We start from the raw sequence: 16029 nt of genomic DNA, 5'->3' as shown, positions 1-16029 counted from the left end.
TGTTTATTTAATCGTCAGTATATATTCTGCCAGCTGATCTAACTGCTGTTCATCCAACTGAGATTCAAAACTTGGCATTTGTGGATAATCTGGACGTTTTTTACCCGGATTTTTTATCCATTTCTGTAAATCGGCAACATTGCCTTTATAGATTTTTGCCATTTCTAAAACGGGCGGTCCCACTAATTTTTCATCTATTTTATGGCAGGATGCACAATACTGGTTAAATACCTTCTGCCCTTTCTCTGCTTCTGTCATACCTGCCGAAGCTGCTCCGGCTTCTTCTGCTTTTATTTTGGCTACAGCCTTCTTTTTCAGGATTTGAAACTCGTTGGTTTTAATTCTCACCAGTTCCCTATGTTTTTCAAGCGAATTTGCCCTGTATATCTGCCTGCCTGAGCCCATACACAAAACCGTTATTCCAAGCAGCAGTGCTATTTTATAAAAATCTTTTTCGATGTTTTCCTTATCACCTGTCAACCTCTTCCAAATAAGCCACATAGCGGGAACGGCAAATACAACTCCCGAGAAAATCACCAGAATAAGATTCCATCCCATGCCTTTAGATGGTAATGTCAATAACACCAGCGGACCAATCATAAACTGACATACGGAAGCTGTCAGGGCCAGAGAATAGCCTTTCTTTTGAATATCGTAGCGGGTAAATTTTGTGTATATCTCTTCAAATGGGTAACGCTTACGGCTGTTGTACCAAAATAGAAATAATCCCGTTACTGCCAGCGAAGACAAGATAAAGTGCAGATATCTGGGAAAAACATTCGGAAGAAACAGCGCATCAACAAAACCTTTTACTACTGCCCATTTTTCAGGAAAGAGCATTAAATTGATATTGGTCAAAAATATAAATGGAATAAACAGAAAGATAACTGTTGCCAGGGCAAGAATTGAAATATGAACTGCTTTGTGATTCTCTAATGTCTCCCAGGTATATTTGTGCAGATAAGTAAGCAGAAACGCTAAGGTTACCAACGGTATTACCGCAATCCACATTAAACCGGTAAGGGCATTTGCTGAGTAAAAATAAATGGTATACAATATATTAATACTCAAAAGCGGAGCAATTCCCAGTACAACGGCTATACTTTTATTGACTGTTATGGTTTTGGCTATTTCGTGTGCGAGTATATCGTATTCCTTATTTTTAAGTCCTTTAATCTGTGCAATCAAAGCCAAAATTGAACCTCCAAGCATTAGGTTAACAAAAATGATGTGCAACAGAAATGACAGTACCAGAACAACTACAAAGAACCATTCAGGCATTGGCAACGGCAGGGGAATATCTTTTGGAACCGGAACGTTATTTTGTAACGGAATATATAAATTTATCATTTTAAACTTTTGTTATTTTTTATTTTCTAAAACTGACTGTGTATTTTGCAGCTCACTCACCTCTACACCTTCAGACTGTGCTCCCTCCAGAACATCGCCGGTATCCTGAATGTTGCGGATGTAGGCCGCCAATGCTTCACTTTCCTCTTGAGTACCCGGAAAAGGAGGCATATAAGTTCGTCCATTATGCATATTGGGTATGTACGAAGCCATAGAATTAATATCCAAAGGTTTTCCTATTCCGTACATTCGCTCAAAAACATCAACAACACTATTGACACCCTGAGTGGTATGGCACCGGCTGCAAGCGATCGCAAAAACATTTCTGCCGGCTTCTACTTTATTCTCAGGTGTAATCTCGGTTACTGTGGTATAGGTGGCATTTTTAAGAAGTCCGTACTGCTGGTAAACTGGATAATCTTCCTCCAGTAATAAGTTAGAATACATATAACCTCCAATCACGTAAGGTTTTCGGACAAATTCCCGTACCCTTTCAAAAAACCCCAGATATCCAAAAGCCATAATCACAGGAAATAAAACCATATAACTTTTAATACATTTGGCTTTATATAAGCCTAGAACTGCCATTATCAAAGAAGATGATATTCCAAAAATTATAAAGTACTTCATTAAATCATAGTACTTATTGAAATCCATCGTACCTACCGCCGTACTCATATTGGCGGTCATCGCCTCTGGGATTGCACGATAGTAAATCACCGCTCCGAGAAGCGAAATTGGAGCCCACAGAATGATCCATTTTGAAACATATTTAACAGCTTTAAGCCTTAAGTCTGTGCCTTTTTTAAAGAAAAGCGTTACCAGCATCATTCCAAAACTGCCCGCCACAAGCATAGCCGTGGGGGTCCTGAACAATAACTGGGGCAAATAAATTGGGTTGGTAAACCCATTAAGCAGACTCTTATGGGTATTCCAGTTTCCGGGATCCATCATAAAGCTCAAAATAGAAACGATGATTGCCATGGTAATCCAGGAGAACAAACTTAAGAACCATCCAAAACGAATATGTAGTAATTTAGCCTTAAGCGAGGTATTACTGCTCTTCCATGTCAAAAAATAAATCATGATCAAAATCACCTCGGTAACAAATACCAGCCATTCTATAAACCAGGCCCAGTAGAAAACACGTATTAAACTTCCAATCGATGTGGGACTGACTAGTGCAACGGAGAACCATATTCCAACTCCTGTCATTGCCCCTAGTGTCGTTGTAATGATAAAAGCAACTTTCATCATATTATAAATCCTGTTGTCCCAGTCTAAATTAGTAATCTGCTCCCTGCCGCTGTTCTTTACCCCTTTTTGTTCCAGCCACGTTATAAGCGGCATAAAACCAACAGCTAAACCGTGATTAATCATTACGTGAATAATGGCAATAATAGCAATAAGCATTCTATTGTTGAGCCAGTCTAAATGAAAAATTGGAAAGTCCATAAATTATTCTGTTTTTATTCTGCAAATTTCGGTCAGTAATCCAGAAATTACTAAAAACAAAAAAGCAGGAAGTTTCAAAAAACGTTCCTGCCAGATTCGTTAACGCCACTTTTTATACTGTCTTTTATTCCGCTCAATTTAGTTTTTCAATCCATAAACTGTGCTAAATACACTTTATTGGCAGATTACTAGAGGACAGTTAAATTTAAATTCAAATATTCAAAAACTAATCAATTGAAATCCAACTACTTAATAAGACGTTAAAGGCTTTTACTAAAAGTCTTTTCTATTATACAAAACCTAATATTTAGTTAACACTAGATATTTAAATTCAGTTATTTTTGCATTTTTTAAACCGGCATACTTAATGAGTGAGGAATCCATCAATATTATACTTCAGCATTTTAACGAATTAATTCCCTTGAATCAAAAGGAATCCAAACTTGTCTCTGAGAAATTTCATTACCGCTTATACCGCAAAAACCACTATCTGCTTCAGGAAGGTGACATTTGCAGAAATTACCATTTCATTATTAAGGGATGTGTTCGCATGCACAGGGTAGATAAGGCAGGCAAAATTCATACACTTCAGTTTGCGGCTGAGAATAGCTGGATAACAGAAATAAATAGTTTTTACAACCTTGAATCTACCATAATAAATATTGATGCTTTGGAGCAAACCGAAGTTTTACAGATAAGCCGCGACGATTTGATTTCTTTATACCGACTGGCTCCAAAATTTGATCGTATATTCAGAATACTTACGGAGATTAACCTCTCTAAATTACAGCAAAGGCATCTGCAGGCTATCAGTTGTTCGGCAGAGGAGCGCTATACTTCATTTTTAGAAGCATACCCAATGCTGCAAGGCCGTATATCCCAAGTTCATATCGCTGCCTTTCTGGGTATTACCCCTGAATTCTTATGCCGCATGCGCAGCAGGAAAAGTAAAAGCAGACTACAAGAATCTTAATCTAGGTCAATGTTTTTTCTTAAACTAGATCATTGGTGTTTTTTTTTAATAATAATAAATTTGTACTTCAAAACTATAATAATACTTAGGCTAAAAAAATATCCTAGTAGTTATTCGTTAAAGGATTTTGAAACAATATTTAACTAATCAAGTATTATACAAACTTTAATTTATTAATTATAAACATAAAAATTATGACTCCAAAACAAGTAGTAGAATCGTATTCAGAAGCGTTAGGAACAGGAGATATTCCTAAAGCATTTTCTTTTTTTTCAGCAGATTCAAAATGGCATCAACCAGGAAATCATAAATTTTCAGGAACCAATAATCATCCTGGTGAAACTGGAGAAATGTTAACAGGTATGATGACTGAAACAAAAGGTACCTTTGTTATCAAACCTACCGGAGCATTAATGGCAAATGGCAGTTTGGTAGCTATGCCTGTGCATTTTACAGGAGAGAACAATGGTAGAACTATTGATATGACAGGTATTGATTTATTTGAAGTAATCAATGAAAAAATCACTCAGGTATGGCTCTTTTCTGATGACCAAATCAAGGAAGACGAATTTTGGGGCAAATAATACAGTTAAGGTAAATTTTTAAATTTAAGAGGCTGTTTCCAAGTAGGGAAACAACCTCTTTTGTTGTTATATATAAACATTCAAAAAAATAATAAACGGACATGCCGAACACCGTTTTACAAAGTAGGCAGATTTAATTTAAAATAAAGAAATGGACAATCAACTTAAATCAGTAGTAATGCTATTCGCAGCAGTACTTTTGGTTTCTTGTAACAACGGAACAAAAACAGAAAAAGCAAACTCACCTTCTACTATAAAAGGAGATGAAAAACCTGTAATTTCTCATGTAATGACCAAGGAAGAACAAACCAGGCTTACACCTGATGCCATTTTACAGGAATTTATAGATGGAAATAAACGTTTTCAAAGCGGTACAACTACTGTGCGAGACCATAGCGCCCAAGCCAGAAAATCAGCACCAGGACAGTTTCCAAAAGCAGTTGTGTTAAGTTGTGTGGATAGTCGTGTACCTGTCGAAGATGTATTTGACCAGGGCTTAGGTGATATTTTTGTGGGAAGAGTAGCAGGGAATTTTGTAAACGTCGATTTATTAGGCAGTATAGAATTTGCTTGTAAAGTGTCAGGTGCAAAATTAGTTCTGGTAATGGGACACCAACATTGTGGAGCCATAAAAGGTGCAATTGATGATGTAAAACTTGGAAATATGACTGCTATGCTTTCAAAAATAAAACCTGCTGTAGCAATGAGCCAGGATTTTACAGGTAAGAAAATTTCTAAAAATGATGATTTTGTAAAACACGTTTCGGAAAATAATGTGCGTTATGCTATTGCGCAAATCCGTGATAAAAGTCATATTCTTAAAGAGATGGAAGATAAAGGAGAGATAAAAATTGTTGGTGTGTTTTATAACTTAACAGATGGAAGTCTTGAATTTATAAAATAATGAGCATTAAAAATTATTTACTAACAATCTTTTTTTTGATTGGGGTTTTACAATCAACATTTGGGCAAAACAATCGTATTAATACAAACAACAGTATTGGGTGGTATAACTTTTTTGGAACCTTCAAAATCTCAGAAAAATTTGGAATACACACCGAATACCAATGGCGAAGAAATGAAATGATTACTGAATGGCAGCAAAGTTTATTAAGGGTTGGATTAAATTATAACTTAAATTCAAGAGTTCAATTCCGGGTTGGTTATGGCTGGATCGAAACCTATCCTTATGGAGAAATACCTATAAATGGCATGGGCAGAGATTTTACAGAACATAGAATTTTTGAAATGGTACAGCTAAATCATAAAGAAGGAATCGTTGATTTTTCGCATAGATTTATGTTAGAACAAAGATTTGTAGGCAGGTACAGTTCTATAAATGAGACAACAGAAGACGAATTTCCATTATTGAACCGAATGCGATATATGATGAGAGTTCAAGTGCCTTTAAAAGGAAATGAGATAAAAGACAAAACACCATATTTAGCTTTCTATGACGAAATTTTTATTGGATTTGGAAAAAATGTAAATGCCAATATTTTTGACCAAAACAGAATAGGAATTCTATTAGGTTACAGGTTTAATAAAAATATAAGAATTGAGGGAGGTTATCTAAATCAAACCGTACAGTTGGGAAGACAGATAGACGGAAAAAATGTTTTTCAAAACAATAATGGAGTAATTTTGAATACCAATTTAAATTTTGACCTGACGAAAACAAATAAAACCATTGAATAGTACTTATTAAGAATCACATAAAAAAGCTAAAAAGTAATACTTTTTAGCTTTTTTTATTTCCTTTAGAATTACTTCTTATTTTTTGCCAGATATTCATCTGGCTTTTTCATAAAGTCATCTTTGCATACTGTTGAACAAAAACCGTATAATTTCCCTTTATAAGTAACGGTATCACTAACGCCATACTTGCTGACATCCATATTGCAGCTAAAGTCTATGTTGCTGGCGTAGGTTAATTTATTAAGCGGGTTTTTAGGATCTTTATATGTGTTTTCAGATTCCATTGTATGTGGATGATCGTGCGGATGCGCCTTTGTTTCTTTTTTATTACAACTTAAGACAACGGTAATACCAGCAATTAAAAGAATTTTTTTCATTGTATTAAAGTTTAGATGATTATTTTATTAGTGCAGAATTATAGCGGTTACTAACCTCATTCCAGTTTATTACATTCCATAAAGCGCCCAGATAATCCGCGCGTTTATTTTGATATTTCAAATAGTAGGCATGCTCCCAGAGATCTATGCCTAATATTGGTACACCTTTATTTTGAGCATCATCCATGAGTGGATTGTCCTGATTGGCAGTTGTAGAAATCTCTAACTGATTTTCACCTGAAACGTAAAGCCATACCCAACCAGAGCCGAAGCGCGAAAGTGCAGCCTGGTCTAACTTCTGTTTTAAATTCTCCATACTTCCAAATTTTTCAGTTACAGATTTTAGAAGTGCAGCCGAAGGTTTTGTATTTTTATCAGGCGTTAATACTGACCAGAACATCTCGTGATTATAGTGTCCTCCGACATTGTTTCTCACTGCCACCGGTAATGATGATGCCTTAGAGAATAACTCCAACAGTGTCATTTTTTCAAATGTTGTATCTTTGAGTGCATCATTTAAATTCTTTACGTATCCCGCATGGTGTTTGTTGTAATGGATTTCCATTGTTTTGGCATCTATGTATGGTTCCAAAGCATCATAGCCATACGGCAACGGTTTTTGTACGAATTGAGCCGATACTGATACACACAGTAGCAGCATTACTATTAAAATTTTATTTTTTGTCATTTTTTTATTTTTTATTGGTTTGATAATCTGCGGAACTGCTCGGGTGTCTTGTTTGTCTGCCTTTTAAAAAAAGTAACAAAATAGGACGCATTTTCAAAACCAAGCTGGTCAGCAATTTCATTTATAGAATAATTGGTAAAATGAATGAGCCTTTGTGCTTCTATAACAATACGTTTTCTTATCAGATCTCCCGCTGTATAATTGGTTACTTCCTTGCATATCTTGTTGAGATAATTTGGCGTCACGTTAAGCAGATCCGCATAAGCTGCAGGCATTTTCTTAAATTTAAAATCCTTTTCAATAAGTTTCTCGAATTCTTTTATCTTTTGCTGTTTCGGCGATTTGTTTACTACAAATCCCAAAGGATCATAAAGACACTCTAAATCGAAAAGTAAAATATTAAGATAGGATCGAAGCACTTTTACCGATTCTCTCCTGTGGAGCCTGAACTCCTTAAAAAATATTTCAAGCAGATACATCCACTTGTTTTTCTCCTCTTCACTAAGTCTTATAAATACTTTGGAAGTATCATGAAGAAATGAAAATTGGTCTAAAATGTTATTGTTATAACGCAAGGAGAAAAAATCTTCTGTGAAGCAGATTATTTTTCCCTTCGCTTTGCTATTTATGTCTATACTGCTAATGCAGCGCGGCTTTATGACAATAACCTTGGCATTATCCATTCGAATTTTCTGATTGTCAATACTAATTTCTCCTTCTGCATCATCAATAAAGAGAAGCATATAGAAATCCTGCCGGTGAGGATATTCCAACTGCGGAAAACGCTGCAGCAGATTCATTAGATTATCCATCCAAAAATGACTGTTATCATCTGAGAATAAACCCAGACCGCGGACTGGTATTTCTGATAGTTGCATTTTTTTGATTTTATGATTAATACTAAACGAAAGTATTAACCACATCTGGGAGGATGGTAAATCGAAAAAATAAAATTAGACTTTTGACCGCCCGCCTGAAGCACTGGATATTCCTTTTTGATTACAAAATGCGTCGCTCTGAATAAAAATTCGAGAGGCCTTTCAAAAAAAAGTGGTACTTCTTTATATGTGACAGTTGGAAATTTCTGCTCCTGCTTATCATTTGCTTTTAATTTAGTATCCAGATAGCATTTTCCATTACAGATTGGAATGGAATCAAACCTGTTGATACATACATTTTTGGCAATATAATCCCGATTGATATAAAAATCACCAATAATCCAGACACTGCCTGCATTTTGAAACGCGAGCAGCATAAGAATAAATAAAGTGATACTTTTTTTCATTAGTGAACTATTATTTGGCAGCACTTTCTTCTAAAAGATTTTTCACATCGGCAATCAGCCTTGTTGTTTCCTTTGGGTTTGTCCCATCATAAACCCCGCGAACATGCCTGTTTTTGTCAATGAGCAGAAATCCGCCGCTGTGTACAAAACCTCCCGGCTCATTTTTATCCGGATATGCCATTGCAAAGTAGCTCTCGGTTGCAATTTTATAAATACTGTCTCTGTTTCCTGTAACAAAATGCCAGTTCTTTTTTATATCATTATCTACCGTATAAGCTTTGAGGCGCGGTATAGTGTCATGCTCTGGATCAATGGTGTGAGAAAGAAATAATACCTCATCATTAGTTTTGTAAACATCGTACACTTTTTTAAGTTGTACGTTCATTTTCGGGCAGATCGACGGACACGAAAGAAAAATAAAATCAGCTATATAAATCTTGCCATCAAAAGTATTGTTGGTGATCTTCAAGCTATCCTGATTCATAAATGAAAAATCTTTGATACGCGGGTATTGTGTTTCATTTCCTTTTACTATCGGATTTCCTAAAATCGGAAGTTTTTCCTGTGCTTTCTCGCATGATATTACAAGTAGAGAATGCAAAAGAATCAAACCTATTTTTTTCATATTTTTTTAATTTTTAATTATTTAATCCAGCAGATTATGTTATAAACTGCTGACTTGTTTGTATGTATAATTTCAACAAAGATTGATCAATAAAATTCTGTCGGTTTTCAAATAAGAATATTGCCAACCTGATAACAAATAGCATTGAATGAAGCTTTTGTTATAGATTAATGAGGGACATGACTTCACAAAGTCAACTGTCAAAAACTTTTAAATTTTTAATTTAATCTTTTAAGAATAAATGAATACTTAAAAATTAATTGAGTTCATAGCAATAGTGGTATTGTCAAGTTGCGAAAGGCAATGACAAATTTTTCTTAATGAATTTAAAAAGAAGTTTAGATGTATAAAATCGCTGCGGGCGGGCGAAAAGTAGTAGAAGAAATTCCAATTGGTTTGCTGTTTAAAAAAGCAAAAACATTTTTGTGGTATTCTACAGGAGGTATAAAAGTAAAATTTACTTCATAGTTAATGCAGATATAGACAATCTCTAATTTTTCTTTAAGGCTGTCCTGCATTTGTTTTTCGTTATCAGAATATTTTTTTAGGCTTTTCTGCAGTTCACATCGTCCATTACAAGAGTTAAAAATCTGTTTACGCTGTACACAGATTGTTTTGGCAATTTCCTGCTGATTTAGTTTGAATGAAGCATACACAAACATGCTTCCAAGAGAGGGAAGAAAAATGAGACCACAAAGTAATATGATAATATACTTTTTCAAGAATGTCAATTTGTTTATAAGTGCAAAAATACACTAATTTTATTTTTCTTCAGAAGAAACTTCTCGTTTCCTTAAACAAAAAACATTAATCTATAAATAACAATTACTTACAATCTTAAACTAAATTAAAAACAGGTTAATGTTGAAATATTTAAAATACAACAAGGATCTTTTCAGATTACAAACATCGTTTGAATGACACATGATTTGTTTATATCACGGTTATCTAAATAAAATTTTATCTTTACAAAAAATCTGCATTGAAAGAAAATATCAAGAAAAACTCTATTCGTGATATCCTTGAAGCACTAGGTGATGACCCTCAGGCAGAAGGGCTTCATATCTATATCAGTAAAGAGGATATTACAGAAAACCCCTTTCCTTACCCTTTCCGCTCTGACAGTTACACAATCATGATAATATTATCAGGTAGCGCAAAAATCCAGTTCAACTTAATCGATTACAAACTTCAGGCAGATGATATTGTTCTTATTTCTCCTCATACCGTTACCCATGTTAGAGAAATTGAAAGTAGTATGTCTATAATAGGAATTACGTTCACTTTAACTTTCGCATTAAGCCATAGCCTTAACCGTAATGAAGTAAATGCTTTTGAGTTTTTTGCTTCTAAAACCGCCTTGAACCTAAAACTAAAAAAAGAAGAAGTAGAAAGTCTTGTTAAACTAACCAATCTACTTCACGAAAAAAATACAACTGTAAGCCCATTTTATGGCAAGGAACTTCTACTGCATAGTTTTAATTTGTTAATGTATCAGGTTGCAGAAATATACAGGGAAAGGTATGACGAGATCATCACCAAAATGACCCGTAAGGAAGAACTCACTTCCAAATTTATAAAGCTATTGGAGGAAAATTTTAAAAAGGAAAGAAAAGTACAGTTCTATTCTGATGCCCTGTATATGACAGCAGGACATCTTTCCAAAATACTCAAAAATGTATCAGGCAGGACAACCGGAGAACTCATAGATGCTGCAGTTATTACCGAGGCTTGTATCCTATTAGCCAATCCAACACTGAGTATTTCACAAATATCGGATGAACTGAATTTCAGCGATCAGTCTTTCTTTGGTAAATTTTTAAAAAAACACATCCATTTATCTCCATCAGAATACAGGAAAAAGACTTAAAATTTCCGCCTTTATTTAAGCGAACCGATGAGACCGAATTTATTTATGCTGTTTCTGATTTTCTTCATTTTCGCTAACGATATCAAAAACAAATCCTTTACTATTGAATTCTATAGGATACTCCCGCATAAAATATGCGATCCCCATATAACTGGTGACTACGCCTTGTCCCTGTAACAATTTGTCTTTGTTGCGCAAAAAAATAACCGGGCTTATGATCTTGCTGCCACCATAGCTAATGTACCTGAATTTACCTCGCAGGGTATCACCTGATATTAGTCCTTCAACAGCGCCGGAATCTTTCATAGCTCTGCTGCCGTAGTAAACTTCATAGCTGCCGTAGAATCTATTTTCATAAGTTGCAATTTTTAAAAATGCAGTGTCTTTACCTTTTACTGCTGTGTAAAAAGCTTTTTTTTCCTTTACATCATTACAGCTGGTTGTGCAAAACAAAACGCTGATGATACCAATGCAATAAATACCTTGCTTTAATACTTGAAAGTTCATATCCATAATTTTTAAAATAAAATATTCTTTTTTATAACAGCCCAAAGGGTCAATAAAAGCGATAAAAAGTAGGTTTGATAATAAATCCCACCCTAAGCATCCCCCGTTCCTTTTTAAAATCGATCAAACTCTCACTATAGCCCTGCCACCACTGCAGGGTTATAAGCTGATTAGCATTTTTTGTAAGCCGATAACTGACAGCTGTATTGATACTTCCTTTAAAATCCCAGTCAGCCCCTTTTCTTACGGTCACATCAAAAAACAGTCGGTCTTTGTCCACGACCCACTGCAGATGTCCTTCGCCATAACCAATGTATCTGGGCAGAGAGGGATTATTATCAATGAGAAATGGAATCCATGCCTTAAGACTGAGAATGAGTTTTGGCGAAAATATCCTTGTAAACCCTACTGAGACAGTATTAAGACTTCGGGAATAAATACTGTCACGTCCGTTAGATTCATGTTCGATTCCGAGGGTCAGCGCACCAAAAAATCGGTTGTCCTTAAATACTGGTTTTAAAAGCATCAGCCCAGGATTATAGTTACTTTCTTCAAATGGGCTTGATGCTTTATAAACTTTCCAGAAGGATTTCTGTGTATAGGTCAGGTAAGGATAAAAGCCTACTACCGAAGGCTTGTCTGATAAACGTTGCTTAAAACTGAATTGGAATTTTGCATCCATGGTGTTTCGCGATGGATTCTCTCCCAAATGAACACCTGTTACAAAGTAGTTGTCTTTATATATGGAGAATGCAGGAAGTGTAGTGATAATAGTATGTACAGAGTCCCTGTCAAAGGGAATTTGCCCATAACCGGAAACTGCAATAACCAACAGTAAAAAAGAATAATTTAATTTTATATAATGGTATTTCATTACGGCAAAATTATTCTACTACCTAGGTCTGAAAAAGGTCATTTTTCAGCCAATATTAGTCAGTTTCTGTTTTTTATTAACAGCAGAAGGCATAGATTTTGTGCTTAATGTAATGGAAGCAGTATCTTTTTGTGCCTGATTTCCGCGCAAAAGATATAGCAGCAGGAACAATTCCTGAAACAAATCTGAATCAGTACCTCATTTATTGTTTAGATTCTTTCTTAATCTTCGATAAAAATTCATGGGAAACCCCAAGATATGAAGATAAATTTCTGCTACTGATCACTTTCATTTTATGCTGGTATCTTTCTATAAACTCGAGATATCTTTGCTTAGACGTTTTACTTAAAAGATCCAAAAGCCTTTGCTGGAGTGCAAAATTAACTTTTTCAATCATTATAATGTGAAACTCAACTAGCTTGGGTACTTGCTTTATTAACAGCATTTTATTTACTTCATTAAAAATAAATATTTCGCTATCCTGAATGGCTTTAACATTGTAAGTATTCAACTTTTGATAATAAAAACTTTCATGATCACAGATCCATTCATTTTCAAATGAAAAGAAAATAATGATTTCTTTTCCCTTTTCATTCAGAATGTAAGTTTTAAAAGCTCCTTTTAGAATAAATAAGCTATAAGAACATTTTGAGCCCTGAATTTGTAAAAATTCGTTTTTCTTTAATTTGATAATTTCGGCTTTCTCTGCTATGCATTTCCATTCGTCATCTGTTAGGTTAATTTTATCTTCAATATTTAATCTGAGGGCAGGCTTGTACATGTATTTTTACTTTTATTCTTACTTGGGGTGCAAATATTTAAATGAATTAATAATCAATATAATATTACGCAAAAGTATTTTTTTTTCGAACTTTTTTTGCGACTTAACAATTATTTAAAGAAGACTTTTTATTGGATATTTTTTTTTAAAATGTTGAATAAGTTCAACATTTTCGGAAATAATTATTTACAGATTTGCGCTCTTAAATATTTATAAACCCCAAATTTAAATTTATGAAAATTAAATCAACAATCACAGTGTTCCTACTAACACTGGCATTCGGTTTTACAGCATGTAACACTGAAGAAATTGCTTCACCTCAAAATGACGAAAGCAGTATTTTAGCAACGACTACTACAGGAAGCGGCCTGATTGCCAAAGAAGGAAACTGTGATGATGTTCCCGGATGGGCGTCACAAAACGGTGGAACAACCGGAGGAGGAACTGCAGAAGAAACTGTAGTAACTGATTATGCTCAATTAAAAGCAGCCCTTCAAAATGCCACAGTAAAAGTAATTAAAGTATCTGGTACCATTACCATTCCTGCTATTACCGGGGGAAGACTTTCGTTTAAAGACCAAACAGGAAAAACCCTGTATGGTGAAAGTGGAGCGAAATTGGTATCAACTGATCAAACAAAATCCAATTCCGGAATTATGAACATTTCTCGTTGCAAAAACATCATCATTAGAAACCTTATTTTTGAAGGACCAGGAGCTTATGATACAGATGGTTGGGACAATGCAGTACTTGACGATTGTCAAAACGTATGGATTGATCACTGTGAATTCAGAGACGGTGTAGATGGTAACTTAGATTTTAAAAACAAATCAGATTTTATTACCGTGTCTTATACTAAATTTCAGTACTTAAAAGCACCAAAAGCTGGTGGACCAGGCGGATCGAATGATCATCGTTTTTCTAACCTGATTGGTTCCAGCGATACACAAACTACTGATAGAGGTAAATTGAGTATAACTTTTGCAAGATGTTGGTGGGGTAATGGTTGTAAGCAAAGACTGCCAAGAGTTCGTTTTGGTAAAGTAGACATCGTCAATAGCTATTTTAATTGTGAAGGAAACGATGTATGTGTTGCTGCTGGTTTTGAAGCTAATATCCGTATAGAAGAAAGCGTTTTTGAAAATGTAAACACACCTATCGACTTATCTGCAACTTTTACTGCTGTTAGTTCTATCCATAATGCTTTTCTTAATACTACAGGAAATAGAGAAGGAAAAAATACAGCTTTTACACCTCCGTATACAATGTTAACATTAAAGAATGACGAAGTTAAAGCAGATATTACTAGTAGAGCTGGTGCTACCATTAACGGTAATATTTGCGGTTCTTTTTAATGAAAAATGTCTTTCCATAAATTTTAAATCAATTATTTGAAACTTTGGTAAGATAATACAGAATGTGAATTAGTTTTTTTTAGTTAACCACGGATTACAACAATTTTAAAGATTGGGTAATTCGTGGTTTTTTATTTAATTAATTTATATTTTGAAATTAAATTTTCAGTCTTTAAAAGAAATGTCATTAATTCCGCTCAATGTTCGTCTTGCCGATTCAAAGCTTTTAAAGCCTAATCCATTTTGTATTCGCCACTTGATAAAACGATGATCTTGTTCAGTAATATTATTGAGATATTTACACTGTCGGATCTTAATCTTTGAGAACGAACGTTTGTTATAGACTTTGATAGCGGCAGTATTAGAACCACTTTTATCAATGTTTATTACTCTTGGCCTGTAGTTATTACTAATTGCTTTAATTAGAAATGACTGCGCACTCATTCTCTGTCTTTTTCTGGTCAAAAGAAAATCTACTGTATTGCCTAATTTATCTACCGCTCGATATAAATAACACCAAATACCTTTTACTTTTATATAGGTCTCATCCAATCTCCAACTCGCTCTCACACTGCCTTTTCTCTTCTTCATCTCTGCCTCAAGCAAAGGTGCAAACTTATAAACTCAACGCTGAATCGTGGCATGATCCACAATCACTCCTCTAATCTTCATTATTTCTTCAACATCGCGGTAACTAAGTGTAAATCTTAATTTGAAATATACTGCCTGAAGAATTATGTATTTTGGATAACAATGACCTTTAGTATTCATTTTTTGATCGGTTTAAAATTCTAAAGATAAAAGTTATTCAAAGATGCGACAGAACCCTTGTTTGGGAGCTACCACCTTATTTACCTCCACAAGTTAAGAGTATAGTCTTCAAAAAGTTATCATCGCTAAATTCTGTTTAGAACAATTTCAGGATTATTACTTAACTTTAATCCATCGTCAATTGTGATTTCTTGACTATGAAAAAAAACTTCAATTTTTAGTTTGCACTTTCGAATAAATTTAAAATATATGTCTAAACATTTTTAACATTTAACCTTTACGGGACATACAAACCGCTCTTGACTTAAAATACAAAATAATTATCTTACAAATTCACTTGAAAATAGGCTAATTTCTTTAAATCGTTCATAAAATGGTTTGTAAATTGTTCAGTAAGGGTCACCACAGCCAAATGGCGTCAATTGAAGAGAATTGACGCCATTTTTTTTACTTAAACAGCTGCAAATAAACATATTAACTTATTTTTTATTTCCTTTTACTTTTTCAAAGACATAAAAATAAGAAAATACTTTACGAAAAATACATCTTCCAATAAAAACAAGAGTAATTTTGAATTTAAAGTGTAATAACTTGACAGGATTCGAACACCATAATGGAGCAGAAATTAAGTTTTACATTCTACTAAATTGTGCTGTTCAAAGGCTAATAATGCGATCTTATTTAGAAAATGTTTTATCTTCTCATCATTATTTAAAACTTCCACTGTCATTAAGTTGGATTATGATTCTTTAATTTATTCATAATGATATACACTAAAAATTTAAAGCAGAAATCTGTACTTATCCTTTCCTGGACAAATCTATATTTCATCTTTT

General features: G+C 34.2%; 18 protein-coding genes and 1 pseudogene. 6 read left to right on the top strand and 13 right to left on the bottom strand.

The features are described from left to right. Window positions 1-3: 3 nt before the first annotated feature. Together AABD74_RS15115 and AABD74_RS15110 are read right to left on the bottom strand one after the other, a co-directional pair. The gene (locus AABD74_RS15115; RefSeq protein ID WP_406843404.1) at window positions 4-1350 is read right to left on the bottom strand and encodes a c-type cytochrome; all 1347 of its coding nucleotides are present in this window, start codon (window positions 1348-1350) and stop codon (window positions 4-6) included. Between the two features lie 12 nt (window positions 1351-1362). Further along, a complete protein-coding gene (locus tag AABD74_RS15110; protein ID WP_406843403.1) occupies window positions 1363-2805 on the bottom strand; it encodes a c-type cytochrome in 1443 nt (480 codons plus the stop codon). Between the two features lie 367 nt (window positions 2806-3172). On the opposite strand from AABD74_RS15110, the gene AABD74_RS15105 reads away from it, so the two are divergent. The 4 genes from AABD74_RS15105 to AABD74_RS15090 all read left to right on the top strand — a co-directional run bounded on the left by AABD74_RS15105 (window position 3173) and on the right by AABD74_RS15090 (window position 6060). Next, on the top strand, window positions 3173-3778 hold the full coding sequence (locus AABD74_RS15105; RefSeq protein ID WP_406843402.1) for a Crp/Fnr family transcriptional regulator: 606 nt from the start codon (window positions 3173-3175) through the stop codon (window positions 3776-3778). A 194-nt stretch (window positions 3779-3972) separates the two neighbouring features. Next, window positions 3973-4362: a nuclear transport factor 2 family protein gene (locus AABD74_RS15100; RefSeq protein ID WP_406843401.1), complete on the top strand. Its 390-nt coding sequence runs from the start codon at window positions 3973-3975 to the stop codon at window positions 4360-4362. Between the two features lie 151 nt (window positions 4363-4513). Then, entirely contained in the window at window positions 4514-5266 is a 753-nt protein-coding gene (locus AABD74_RS15095) for a carbonic anhydrase family protein (RefSeq protein WP_406843400.1), read from the top strand. Continuing rightward, window positions 5266-6060 (top strand): DUF2490 domain-containing protein, encoded by a 795-nt coding sequence (locus tag AABD74_RS15090; RefSeq protein WP_406843399.1) that lies wholly within the window; start codon window positions 5266-5268, stop codon window positions 6058-6060. Before AABD74_RS15095 ends, AABD74_RS15090 begins: the two co-directional genes overlap by 1 nt. A 68-nt stretch (window positions 6061-6128) precedes the next feature. On the opposite strand, the gene AABD74_RS15085 is transcribed toward AABD74_RS15090, so the two are convergent. The 6 genes from AABD74_RS15085 to AABD74_RS15060 all read right to left on the bottom strand — a co-directional run bounded on the left by AABD74_RS15085 (window position 6129) and on the right by AABD74_RS15060 (window position 9757). Then, complete coding sequence (locus AABD74_RS15085; RefSeq protein WP_406843398.1) at window positions 6129-6437, bottom strand: YHS domain-containing protein; 309 nt, start codon at window positions 6435-6437, stop codon at window positions 6129-6131. Between the two features lie 19 nt (window positions 6438-6456). Further along, on the bottom strand, window positions 6457-7125 hold the full coding sequence (locus AABD74_RS15080) for a superoxide dismutase (RefSeq protein ID WP_406843397.1): 669 nt from the start codon (window positions 7123-7125) through the stop codon (window positions 6457-6459). 11 nt (window positions 7126-7136) lie between these two features. Next, complete coding sequence (locus AABD74_RS15075; RefSeq protein WP_406843396.1) at window positions 7137-8048, bottom strand: helix-turn-helix domain-containing protein; 912 nt, start codon at window positions 8046-8048, stop codon at window positions 7137-7139. Next, on the bottom strand, window positions 8039-8410 hold the full coding sequence (locus AABD74_RS15070) for a hypothetical protein (protein WP_406843395.1): 372 nt from the start codon (window positions 8408-8410) through the stop codon (window positions 8039-8041). Before AABD74_RS15070 ends, AABD74_RS15075 begins: the two co-directional genes overlap by 10 nt. A 10-nt stretch (window positions 8411-8420) precedes the next feature. Further along, window positions 8421-9035, bottom strand: a complete 615-nt coding sequence (locus AABD74_RS15065) for an SCO family protein (RefSeq protein WP_406843394.1) — start codon at window positions 9033-9035, stop codon at window positions 8421-8423. Between the two features lie 338 nt (window positions 9036-9373). Further along, window positions 9374-9757 carry a hypothetical protein gene (locus AABD74_RS15060; RefSeq protein WP_406843393.1) on the bottom strand — a complete coding sequence of 128 codons (384 nt, stop codon included), beginning with the start codon at window positions 9755-9757 and terminating at the stop codon, window positions 9374-9376. Between the two features lie 260 nt (window positions 9758-10017). On the opposite strand from AABD74_RS15060, the gene AABD74_RS15055 reads away from it, so the two are divergent. Beyond that, window positions 10018-10905: an AraC family transcriptional regulator gene (locus tag AABD74_RS15055; protein WP_406843392.1), complete on the top strand. Its 888-nt coding sequence runs from the start codon at window positions 10018-10020 to the stop codon at window positions 10903-10905. A gap of 39 nt (window positions 10906-10944) precedes the next feature. Here the strand turns inward: AABD74_RS15055 and AABD74_RS15050 are convergent, their stop codons facing one another. The 3 genes from AABD74_RS15050 to AABD74_RS15040 form a co-directional block, all read right to left on the bottom strand. Next, window positions 10945-11412: a hypothetical protein gene (locus tag AABD74_RS15050; protein ID WP_406843391.1), complete on the bottom strand. Its 468-nt coding sequence runs from the start codon at window positions 11410-11412 to the stop codon at window positions 10945-10947. A 49-nt stretch (window positions 11413-11461) separates the two neighbouring features. Continuing rightward, window positions 11462-12286 carry a phospholipase A gene (locus AABD74_RS15045; RefSeq protein WP_406843390.1) on the bottom strand — a complete coding sequence of 275 codons (825 nt, stop codon included), beginning with the start codon at window positions 12284-12286 and terminating at the stop codon, window positions 11462-11464. A 202-nt stretch (window positions 12287-12488) separates the two neighbouring features. After that, window positions 12489-13067 carry a Crp/Fnr family transcriptional regulator gene (locus AABD74_RS15040; protein ID WP_406843389.1) on the bottom strand — a complete coding sequence of 193 codons (579 nt, stop codon included), beginning with the start codon at window positions 13065-13067 and terminating at the stop codon, window positions 12489-12491. 233 nt (window positions 13068-13300) lie between these two features. Between AABD74_RS15040 and AABD74_RS15035 the strand changes: the two genes are divergently transcribed. Then, on the top strand, window positions 13301-14422 hold the full coding sequence (locus tag AABD74_RS15035; RefSeq protein WP_406843388.1) for a polysaccharide lyase family 1 protein: 1122 nt from the start codon (window positions 13301-13303) through the stop codon (window positions 14420-14422). 165 nt (window positions 14423-14587) lie between these two features. On the opposite strand, the pseudogene AABD74_RS15030 reads toward AABD74_RS15035, so the two are convergent. Beyond that, window positions 14588-15034, bottom strand: a pseudogene (locus AABD74_RS15030) (IS6 family transposase); the annotation flags it as partial. Between the two features lie 12 nt (window positions 15035-15046). Then, on the bottom strand, window positions 15047-15193 hold the full coding sequence (locus AABD74_RS15025) for a hypothetical protein (RefSeq protein WP_406843387.1): 147 nt from the start codon (window positions 15191-15193) through the stop codon (window positions 15047-15049). Window positions 15194-16029: the final 836 nt, after the last annotated feature.

The organism is Flavobacterium soyae (genome assembly GCF_045348165.1).
Taxonomy (GTDB): Bacteria; Bacteroidota; Bacteroidia; order Flavobacteriales; family Flavobacteriaceae; genus Flavobacterium; species Flavobacterium soyae.
Note: the sequence above shows the minus strand (reverse complement) of the source record. Positions and strands in the feature narration are given on the sequence as shown.

Excerpts from the sequence above, each read along its gene's own strand:
- AABD74_RS15085 (WP_406843398.1), bottom strand. The coding sequence starts at position 6,437 with ATGAAAAAAATTCTTTTAATTGCTGGTATTACCGTTGTCTTAAGTTGT.
- AABD74_RS15080 (WP_406843397.1), bottom strand. The coding sequence starts at position 7,125 with ATGACAAAAAATAAAATTTTAATAGTAATGCTGCTACTGTGTGTATCA.
- AABD74_RS15050 (WP_406843391.1), bottom strand. The coding sequence starts at position 11,412 with ATGAACTTTCAAGTATTAAAGCAAGGTATTTATTGCATTGGTATCATC.
- AABD74_RS15115 (WP_406843404.1), bottom strand. The coding sequence starts at position 1,350 with ATGATAAATTTATATATTCCGTTACAAAATAACGTTCCGGTTCCAAAA.
- AABD74_RS15065 (WP_406843394.1), bottom strand. The coding sequence starts at position 9,035 with ATGAAAAAAATAGGTTTGATTCTTTTGCATTCTCTACTTGTAATATCA.
- AABD74_RS15070 (WP_406843395.1), bottom strand. The coding sequence starts at position 8,410 with ATGAAAAAAAGTATCACTTTATTTATTCTTATGCTGCTCGCGTTTCAA.
- AABD74_RS15100 (WP_406843401.1), top strand. The coding sequence starts at position 3,973 with ATGACTCCAAAACAAGTAGTAGAATCGTATTCAGAAGCGTTAGGAACA.
- AABD74_RS15045 (WP_406843390.1), bottom strand. The coding sequence starts at position 12,286 with ATGAAATACCATTATATAAAATTAAATTATTCTTTTTTACTGTTGGTT.
- AABD74_RS15075 (WP_406843396.1), bottom strand. The coding sequence starts at position 8,048 with ATGTGGTTAATACTTTCGTTTAGTATTAATCATAAAATCAAAAAAATG.
- AABD74_RS15035 (WP_406843388.1), top strand. The coding sequence starts at position 13,301 with ATGAAAATTAAATCAACAATCACAGTGTTCCTACTAACACTGGCATTC.
- AABD74_RS15090 (WP_406843399.1), top strand. The coding sequence starts at position 5,266 with ATGAGCATTAAAAATTATTTACTAACAATCTTTTTTTTGATTGGGGTT.
- AABD74_RS15110 (WP_406843403.1), bottom strand. The coding sequence starts at position 2,805 with ATGGACTTTCCAATTTTTCATTTAGACTGGCTCAACAATAGAATGCTT.
- AABD74_RS15095 (WP_406843400.1), top strand. The coding sequence starts at position 4,514 with ATGGACAATCAACTTAAATCAGTAGTAATGCTATTCGCAGCAGTACTT.
- AABD74_RS15105 (WP_406843402.1), top strand. The coding sequence starts at position 3,173 with ATGAGTGAGGAATCCATCAATATTATACTTCAGCATTTTAACGAATTA.
- AABD74_RS15025 (WP_406843387.1), bottom strand. The coding sequence starts at position 15,193 with ATGAATACTAAAGGTCATTGTTATCCAAAATACATAATTCTTCAGGCA.
- AABD74_RS15040 (WP_406843389.1), bottom strand. The coding sequence starts at position 13,067 with ATGTACAAGCCTGCCCTCAGATTAAATATTGAAGATAAAATTAACCTA.